This window comes from Enorma phocaeensis, assembly GCF_016901575.1.
Taxonomy (GTDB): domain Bacteria; phylum Actinomycetota; class Coriobacteriia; order Coriobacteriales; family Coriobacteriaceae; genus Limicola; species Limicola phocaeensis_A.
This window is the reverse complement of sequence record NZ_JACJKQ010000032.1, coordinates 1-8,147: the sequence shown is the minus strand read 5'-3', so window position 1 is coordinate 8,147 and position 8,147 is coordinate 1. Positions and strand designations below refer to the sequence as shown.

Sequence of the window (8,147 nt, the reverse complement as noted above, 5' to 3'; positions counted from 1 at the left end):
TGAACTCTGCCGAATACTTGGGCGACGGATGTCCCATCCCATGCCCCCTTTCCCCGTTTACGGCATCATGCCCAAACGGAACTCGAAGTGTCAACGGAAACGGGGGAGATTCAGTCGGCGCCGAGATGAGGACCTCGGCGCTCTTCCGCCGGTTCGCCGCGCACTACGGGCTCGACTACAGCTTCACCAACCCCCACTCCGGCAACGAGAAGGGCTCCGTGGAGAACAAGGTCGGGACGCTCAGGCGCAACCTCTTCGTCCCGGTCCCGCAGGTCTGGGACGTGAAGTCCTACAACGGGAGGCTGCTCGGGACGTGCCTGGCGCTCTCCGACGGCAGGCCGCACTACCGCAAGGGAGCGCCCGAGTCCGAGCTCTTCGGGGACGACCGCGCGGCGCTCTCGCCGCTGCCCGCGGCGCCGTTCGCGTGCGTCACGTGGCTCACCAGGAGGTGCGACAAGCAGGGCTCGTTCAGGGCGGGCGGCGAGCACCGCTACTCGGCGGGGCCCGCCAACGCCTCCCGCGAGGTCGCCGTCGCGATGGGCGCCTTCGACGTCACGGTCGTCGGCTCCGGGGGCGAGGTCGTCGCCGAGTACCCGCGCGAGTGGGGCGACGCGCCGACGGACTCCGCCGACCCAATGCTGCAGCTGAGGCTGCTCTGCGTGCGCCCCGGCGGCTGGCGCGACAGCGTCGTGCGGGGGTCCCTCCCGGAGGAGCTCGTGGCGTTCCTCGACTCGGAGGCGCCCGCCGACCTCGGAGCCGACCTCAGGGCGCTGCGCGACGTGAGCGCCCGGCGGGGCTGGGCGGCGACCGTGGAGGGCGCGCTGCGCTCGCTGGGGGCCACCGGCGGCGTCGACGCCGCCACCCTCGAGCTCGCCGCCGCCAGGGCGGCGGCCGGCGACGCCGTGGTCTCCTACGACGAGCCGGTCGACCTCGCGGGGTACGACCGGGCCTTCGAGCTGCTGGAGGGGGGCGCCGCCAGTGCCTAGGATCCCGGACGCCGAGCGCGAGGAGTTCTCCTCGCGCGCCAGGTCGCTGTTCATATCGAGGGCGACGATAGCGTGGTTCCTCGAGACGGCGACCCCGGGCCAGCTCGCCGCGTGCTCGGGGATGCTCGCGCGCGAGCTCGAGTCCCGCGAGCGGTCGAAGCGCGCCCGGCTGCTGCGCCAGGCCCGCTTCCCCGTGCCCAAGGCCGTGGAGGGGTTCGACTGGTCCAACGTGCGCTTTCCCGAGGGCTGGGGCCGAGACGAGATGCTCTCGCTCGACTTCGTGGAGCGCGCCGAGGACCTCGTCCTCCACGGCCCGACCGGCCGCGGCAAGACGCACGTGGCGACGGCCCTCGGCATCGAGGCGACCCGGCGCGGGGTGCCCGTGCGCTTCTTCCAGACGGCGACGCTGGTGCTGCAGCTCGGCAAGGCGAAGCGCGAGGGGACGCTCGACAGGCTGCTGGCGGACGTCGGCAGGGCCGAGCTCGTGATCCTCGACGAGTTCGGCTACGTCCCCTTCGACGTGGACGGCGCCCGCCTGCTCTACCAGGTCATATCCGACTCTTACGAAAGGAGGAGCATAGTGTTCACCACCAACGTCGAGTTCAGCCGGTGGGGCACGGTCTTCGCGGACGACAAGCTCGCCGCCGCGATCGTGGACCGCGTCGTCCACCACGGCAGGCTCGTCGAGTTCGGCGGCCCAAGCCACCGTCTCGAGGAGTCGCTCATGCTGGGCAAGTCGGGAAGCTAGCGGCGCGCCCGCGCCGGAAACCGAAAAACTTGCGTGCCCAAACCCGAAAGTTTTCCGTGATCATTTCAGAAAGACGGACTTGACCAAACACACCGCCTGCGGCGGCCTCGTGGCCTCGCCAACCTGAGTCGACCCGTCCCGCCCAGTCCAGGGAGCCGGGGCGCGCTCGCCGGGTCGCATCCGCCGCCCGTGCCGGCGCCGAGAGCGATTCGCCAAGGGTCGGGGCGCAGCCGCCCCCACGCCCGCGTTTGCGGTCGCCGGGGCGGCATCGCCCCTCGCCTTGGGGTGGCGTCTCTGCGCGCCGGCTCAGCCGTCGGCTGCTCCGCGCGGCGGCTCCCGCGCCCCGGCACCCCGGCCTAGGCTGCGTTTCCGGGCTCCGAGCCTCCACGATCCAGAGCGCCCCCGCTCGCGGCGGCACCTCGGCGTGCGGTCGCCTCGTCTTCGCCGTACCACTTGGCGCGGTACTCCCACGCCTCCATGAGCCCGGCAGCCACCTCGTCCATGTCCTGCCGCTTCTCGGCCGTCGTGTCCGTGATGATGCTGTCGTCGAACGTGACGCGCACATCGCCCTCGTCGGGCAGCCCCACGCCGAGCCTGCGCTCCGTCGCCAGCAGCGCCCGGCAGATCCCCGCGATGGCGCCCTCGAGCGCGCGCTCGTGCCGTCGGATGTTCCTCATCAGCGCCGAGTTGTCCGCCGACACCTCCGTGGCCGTCTTCACGTAGCCCACGTTCTCGAGGTCGAAGTAGTTGATTCCGAAGCCGCAGAGGTCGCCGAGGGTCTGCAACGCCACGCGGAACGCCCTCGCCTGGTCCTCGGTGCGGAGCTGCGGCGCGAACTCGTGAATCGTGTCCTCCGTGCTCATGACCTTCCTGAACACGGTGCAGTCGCCCTTGCCGAACGGGATCGACACGCGCCCGCCCTTGCCGTCGCGCTCCATATCGAACATCACGTCCGAGAGGAACACGCGCATCTTCCCGTTGTCGATCTCCGACATCATCGCGTCGTAGCAGAGGTCGACCGCTTGGATGGCGTCCACGGCATCAGCGAACACCGACTGCCCGTAGGGGCTCATGTCCACCCGCGTGTTGTCGACGGCGGGCTTCACAAGTGAGAAGGTCGGCCACGCGGATCCCGTCTCGTACACCGGGCACACGCCCTCGGGCTCGACGCGGTTGCCGTCCCGGTCGAAACAGGCGGTCACGATCCGGTACGTGCCCTCGCTTTCATCGTCAGTCAGGCGAGAAGGACCCGCCGCCGAAGCCCCTCCAGATGATTCGCTTGGCGAGAAGAACGTGCCATCAGCGCCCCTCAAATGCAGCTGCACCTGGTCGACGGCCCGCCCGCGCCAGAACGCCCGCGTCACGAACGCGCACTCCGTCACGCCCTCCTCGTCCCACGTGAGCGGCACGACCATCCGCGCGTCGTAGCGCCGCACGCGCACCTCGCTCGCGCCGGCGTCCACCCAGAGCGCCCACGCGCCCGTCCCCAGGCCGAACGCCCTCACCACGCACTCCTGCGCCGCAGCCAGAAACCCCGTGCGCGCCATCCACTCGGCGAGCCAGTCCGTGCACGCCTGATCCTCGCACGCCACCTGCGTGCGGTCGTTCAAGAGGAGCGACCCCCACTCCCGGCACACCCGCATGGCGGGATGAATCGAGCGCCTGTGCACCTCGTACACCCGCCCCACGCCGTCAGTGTCCCTATAGTCGTAGAAGTCCCCGAGCGCCCGCATCCACCGGTCCCACGCCCGTATGTGAGGCTCCATGTCCTCCAGCGGCAGCGTAAACCCCAGCGACCTCAGCCACTCCCTCACATGCTCCGGCACCCAGTACTCGTCATCCAGCCCCTGCACAGCGCACCTCCCAAGCGGCCCCTCATATCGCCGCTCAGGTTAAGCGCCCGTCCCAAACTCCCACGGCCCATGCCGCTATCCGCGTCACAGGCATCCATGCACGCGCATAAATGCACGGGAATGCGGCCACCCCCGCTATCGCCACTTCCGGTGTTCGCGCTCCTGCCAATGCGTCCTGCATAAGCAGGCGGCTCGCGCCAAGGTCGCTCGCTCGTCGCGCCGCCTGCAGTCGGCGCTCTTGTTCCGCAAGCCAGCGCACTCCGCCGCGCACGGGCGCTACCCACAGGCAAGCCCACAGCGCGGCTCCATGCGCCGTCTTGCTCCACGCTCCGGCAGCCCGCAAGCGGTCTGCCTCCGCAGCTGCGGGTGCCTGCTGCGCAGTCACCCTCCGCACCGCTCCAAGCCCGCTACGGTCGCTGCGCTCCCTCCGCGGTCTTTCCGCGGGCTCCGCAAGCCCCGTTCCGGGTCTTGCTCCGCAGGGGGAGGAGATGAGCGAGAAGAACGCCAGAAATTCAGTTGGCAACTGAGTGGTCGTCGAGCTCGAGCGACTACCATATCGAATGAAGGTCGAGAAGATCGGAGGCACCATGGGACTCTTCGGCAAGCTATTCAAGGGATCGGAAGACCCTTACGACAAGTACACGTACGACTGGCTGAAAAAGTCTCCAGAGGAGGAGCTGGACGAAGAGCGCGAGAAGATTAGGCTTCGGCATTGCTCTGGTGACGAGCGGGCAATGCACTATCTCGACGTAATAGATCGAGAGAAAAACCGTCGTTACAAGGCCTCACATCCTGACAGCGAGCCGGGATATCCCGTACACAGGGAGCACGGCTGGTATCTTCCCAACGATGATTAGGGGACGAGAAGAACGCTCGCACCGCTATCCCCTCAGCACGTCGTCCATCATCGCGTAGCGCACCGCGTCGATCGAGTGGTCGTTGCCGTCCGGGATCTCGTCCACCCACGTGCCGTCGCGGTCGCGCTCGTACTCCTTGAGCCGGAACTCCTCGTACGCCAGCGGCGCCCGCTCCGGGTCGATGCAGATCTCGCGCAGCCCCGCCAGCCACTCGTACGAGAGCCTGCGCATGTTCGACTTCCTCGCCGGCCGAACGCGAAGCCCCGCCTCCCGGCGCCACACCGCCATCGACTGCTTGCCGTCCGGCGTGTCGTCGCACCAGATCAGCTCGTCGTGGAGGTAGGCGTCCTCCCCGGGCCCGTCGGCGTAGGTGAGCGCCCCCACGACGAGCGCCGCCGTCTCCGAGGGCGTCTTCCTGTTCGCCGACAGCTCGCCGAAGATCGTAAGCCTGCGCTCCCCGGGCTCCCACCCGCAGCGCACGAACCGCCACGGGTCTGGGAACCAGCCCCAGTCCACGCCGCAGCGCGTGCGCGAGAAGCCCCGGCACGCCGCGTCGGACAGGCGCACCGAGACCACGTTGTTGAAGACAGAGCCCCCGGTCCCCGTGACCTCGCCTAGGTACTCCGAGCGCCACGCCTGCTCGTCGACCTCGCGCAGGTACTCCGCCTCCTCCACGAAGGGCCCGCCCAGCCACTCCGGGTGGCTCTCGACGACGTCGAGGTACGAGCTCTGCCGCACGAGCGTGTCCGAGCGCCGCTCGCGCTCCAGCTTCTCGCGGTTCACCCAGCTCCAGAGCGTCCTCGGCGGGTTGTAGCTGTAGAAGATCCAGAAGTCCTCGCCGCCGCGCCTGAGCGAGTTCAGGATGCTCCGCACCGCGTCGATCCCGTCGAACTGGTCGAGCTCCTCGAACCACGTCACGGCGCAGTACCCGCGCGTGAACTTCACGCCCTTGAGCTTCAAGGGGTCGTCGGCCCCGCGGAACACGACGCGCTGCCCCGTGGGCAGGTACGTGATCTCCATCGGCGAGATGCGGGCCCGGAACCACCGCTCGAGCCCCAGCTCCGCGATCGCCCACGTCACCTGCTGGAACACCGAGTCGCGCAGCGTGTTCGAGAACCGCCGCACCACCACCGCGTTCGCCTCCGGATGAGCCAGGAGGAGAAGGATGACGCACAGCGATATGAACGAGCTCTTCGTGGAGCCGCGCCCGCCGTAGAGCCAGTAGTGCGTGTGGCCGTGGGCCATCACGTCGCCGAGCACGTCGTGGAAGCGCGGGATCACGAGCGCCGACGCGTCAACCATCAGCACCGCCCCCATCGAGGCCGGGCAGCCTCTCCTGCACCGGCTGCGCCACCACGCCGAGCACGATCCTGGGAGCCGCGTCCTCGCGGCCCTCGTCGCCCTTGCGCTCCGCCTTGCCGAACTCATCGGGGTACTTGCGCTCCAACAGCCACGCCGCCGCCGTCCAGTACTGGTTGCGCGCGAGCGCGGCCGAGCGGATCGTGGTGAGCAGCGTCCGCTTGAACGCGCTCTCCTCCTTTTTTAGCCCCTCGCTTAACGCGCGCTGCAGCTTGTTCTTGGGGTCGCCGATCCAGCGGTAGAACGTCGACTCGTGGATGCCCAGCGCGCAGATGATGTCGCCGTTGGAGAGGCCGTCCGCCTTGAGGCGGATCGCCTCGTCCACCATCTCCTGCGTCAGCTTCGGACGCCTCGCCATGCGAATCACCCCCGTGAAAGTCGAAAGAGCCTCTCACGGTGGATTCTCGCGGCGCGTCACAAAGGCAAGAGGGGGCGCCATTGGAATGGCGCCCCCTCTCCGCGTATCCCCGATTTTGAAGCTACTCCTCGTCCGCCCACTCCGCCTTCAGCCTCGCGGAGTAGTCCTCCTTGGACTCGTCCTCGTAGATCTTCCTCTCGACCTCCTCTGCGGTCACGTGACCGGTGTTCACGCTGTAAAGGACGGCGTTGGCGACCTCAACGCCGTAGTCGTCATAGAGCTTGCTGAACGAAGTCGCATCTAGCTTGTTCTGTCCTCTCTTTACCATCTCTTCCTCCAGTCTCGCGTCATAGCAGTCGCGCTCAAATCGAAAGCGGGCACCCACGCGAGGTGCCCGCCGCTCATTCAGGTTGTCTGACAGGGTTACTCTTCGATGATTTCGTACTCGAGGGAGCCCTCCATGAAGTCCTCGCCCATGTCATCAAGGATCTCAGCCCCAGTCGCGAAGCCGTTCACCCCTTCCTCGGCTGCCCACTCAGCCTGCTGCTCGGTGTCGTAGACCTCGTCCTCGATTTCGGTCTCGCCATCAGGGTAGGTGTACTTGATCTTGAAGCCCATCTTCTGTCCTCTCTCGATGGTGCGGCAGGGTAGTCAGCTTATACCCTCAGAGACGTGGGCCTAGAATCGGGCGAGGGTGAGCGGCGGATTACTTGGTGTGTCCGCGCTCCCGCTTCCCCTTGAGCCCGTACTTCCTGCACAGGCGGGAGTTGCGCTGCCGCATCTTGTCGCGCTCACGCCTCACGTCGTCAATCTCCGGCGCGTCCTCGGCAGCCGCGCGCTCACGCTCCAGCTGCTCATTGAACGCCTTTTCCTGGGCAAGGTGGTACTCCTCGGTGCACCGCCGGCACATACCCGTCTGCCGGTTGATCTTCACTCCCACGGCCCCGCACTCGGGACACACCGTCTGGATCGCCAGCGAGCAGTGGATCCGCGACGCGCGCATCTCCACCGCCCGCACAGAGTGGGAGACGCCGCACCTCCGCTCGATCTCGGCGGCGGCGTACTCCGCCCCGCGGAAGCTCACCTCGCGCAGGACGTCGTCCTGCTCCTCGGTCCACCAGCTCACCGCGCGCACCTCCCTCCGCGTCTCATGCTCGAAGCCCGCGTGCCATCGCGCCCGTGCCGCCCGATTGAGACGGCGAACAGCCCGCCTACCAGCGAGAACGCCGCCCGTCTCAACGTCTCGACCGGAGGCGAGCACAGAGCCCCCGCCCGCGCGTGCGCGCGCCCGCGCCCGCCCGCGCGCGACGTCCCCCCATGTCTCGTCCCCGTCAAGACGTTGAGACGGGAGGAGGGGACGCGCACCCTCACCAGCCGCCAGGGGCGTCTCGGCCCGTGTCTCAGCATGGCCCGCCCCCTTGAGACGGCGCCACCGAGGGCGGCGCCCCCGCCGAGCGCTCGAGCATGGCCTCCAGCGTCGCGTTGTCCACGCAGACGCAGTACACCCGCGAGTCTCCGAAGCGCTTCTGCCGCGTGAACCCGCGCCCGGAGCCGGGCAGCAGCACGCCCTCGTCGGCCATGCGCCTGAGCGTCTTCTGCCTGTCGAAGTTGGCGCCCGCGAGCGCCTGGTCGAGCACGGACGAGAAGACCCACCAGCAGAAGCCCGGCCGGTCCCGGTACTGCTCCACCGAGCCCCAGCGCTCGAGCCGGTCCATCTCCGCCGAGCTCTCGAAGTGAAGGCGGTTGCGCACCAGCCACTCGGCCACGAACTGGATCGCCTTCACGTCGGTGTCGCCGCCGTCCGCGCCCGTGGCGTTCACGAGCGCCCAGCGCGCCATCAGCATCGCGCCCTCCAGGCACGCGGCCCAGTCGCTGTTAGTGTCAATCTATCTTTCGCCGATTCCACCAACGAACCTCACCCGTTCGCGCCAACGCACATGCGCCGATCCCGCCAGCGTCACGCGCCGCTTCCGGCGTCCCGGTCCG

At 68.4% G+C, this 8,147-nt stretch carries 10 protein-coding genes; 3 read left to right on the top strand and 7 right to left on the bottom strand.

Features of this window, described 5'->3' with window-relative positions; translation table 11 throughout:
• The first annotated feature begins 125 nt into the window (after positions 1-125).
• Both H6A15_RS09835 and istB read left to right on the top strand, forming a co-directional pair.
• Positions 126-986 (top strand): Mu transposase domain-containing protein, encoded by an 861-nt coding sequence (locus tag H6A15_RS09835; protein WP_204673581.1) that lies wholly within the window; start codon positions 126-128, stop codon positions 984-986.
• Positions 979-1,734: an IS21-like element helper ATPase IstB gene (gene istB / locus H6A15_RS09830; RefSeq protein ID WP_204673580.1), complete on the top strand. Its 756-nt coding sequence runs from the start codon at positions 979-981 to the stop codon at positions 1,732-1,734. The genes H6A15_RS09835 and istB overlap by 8 nt, the downstream gene beginning before the upstream one ends.
• Before the next feature lie 356 nt (positions 1,735-2,090).
• Here istB and H6A15_RS09825 read toward each other — a convergent pair whose 3' ends face one another.
• Positions 2,091-3,587 carry a hypothetical protein gene (locus H6A15_RS09825; protein WP_204673579.1) on the bottom strand — a complete coding sequence of 499 codons (1,497 nt, stop codon included), beginning with the start codon at positions 3,585-3,587 and terminating at the stop codon, positions 2,091-2,093.
• Positions 3,588-4,147: 560 nt separating this feature from the next.
• Here H6A15_RS09825 and H6A15_RS09820 point away from each other — a divergent pair.
• A complete protein-coding gene (locus H6A15_RS09820; protein WP_086414296.1) occupies positions 4,148-4,444 on the top strand; it encodes a hypothetical protein in 297 nt (98 codons plus the stop codon).
• A gap of 24 nt (positions 4,445-4,468) precedes the next feature.
• Here the strand turns inward: H6A15_RS09820 and H6A15_RS09815 are convergent, their stop codons facing one another.
• The 6 genes from H6A15_RS09815 to H6A15_RS09790 form a co-directional block, all read right to left on the bottom strand.
• Entirely contained in the window at positions 4,469-5,746 is a 1,278-nt protein-coding gene (locus H6A15_RS09815) for a PBSX family phage terminase large subunit (RefSeq protein WP_204673578.1), read from the bottom strand.
• A complete protein-coding gene (locus tag H6A15_RS09810) occupies positions 5,739-6,161 on the bottom strand; it encodes a hypothetical protein (RefSeq protein WP_204673577.1) in 423 nt (140 codons plus the stop codon). Before H6A15_RS09810 ends, H6A15_RS09815 begins: the two co-directional genes overlap by 8 nt.
• A 121-nt stretch (positions 6,162-6,282) precedes the next feature.
• Positions 6,283-6,489, bottom strand: coding sequence for a hypothetical protein (locus H6A15_RS09805; protein ID WP_204673576.1), 207 nt, complete (start codon positions 6,487-6,489; stop codon positions 6,283-6,285).
• A 95-nt stretch (positions 6,490-6,584) separates the two neighbouring features.
• Positions 6,585-6,779, bottom strand: a complete 195-nt coding sequence (locus H6A15_RS09800) for a hypothetical protein (RefSeq protein WP_204673575.1) — start codon at positions 6,777-6,779, stop codon at positions 6,585-6,587.
• An 88-nt stretch (positions 6,780-6,867) separates the two neighbouring features.
• A complete protein-coding gene (locus tag H6A15_RS09795) occupies positions 6,868-7,287 on the bottom strand; it encodes a hypothetical protein (protein ID WP_204673574.1) in 420 nt (139 codons plus the stop codon).
• Between the two features lie 274 nt (positions 7,288-7,561).
• On the bottom strand, positions 7,562-8,005 hold the full coding sequence (locus H6A15_RS09790) for a hypothetical protein (RefSeq protein WP_204673573.1): 444 nt from the start codon (positions 8,003-8,005) through the stop codon (positions 7,562-7,564).
• Positions 8,006-8,147: the final 142 nt, after the last annotated feature.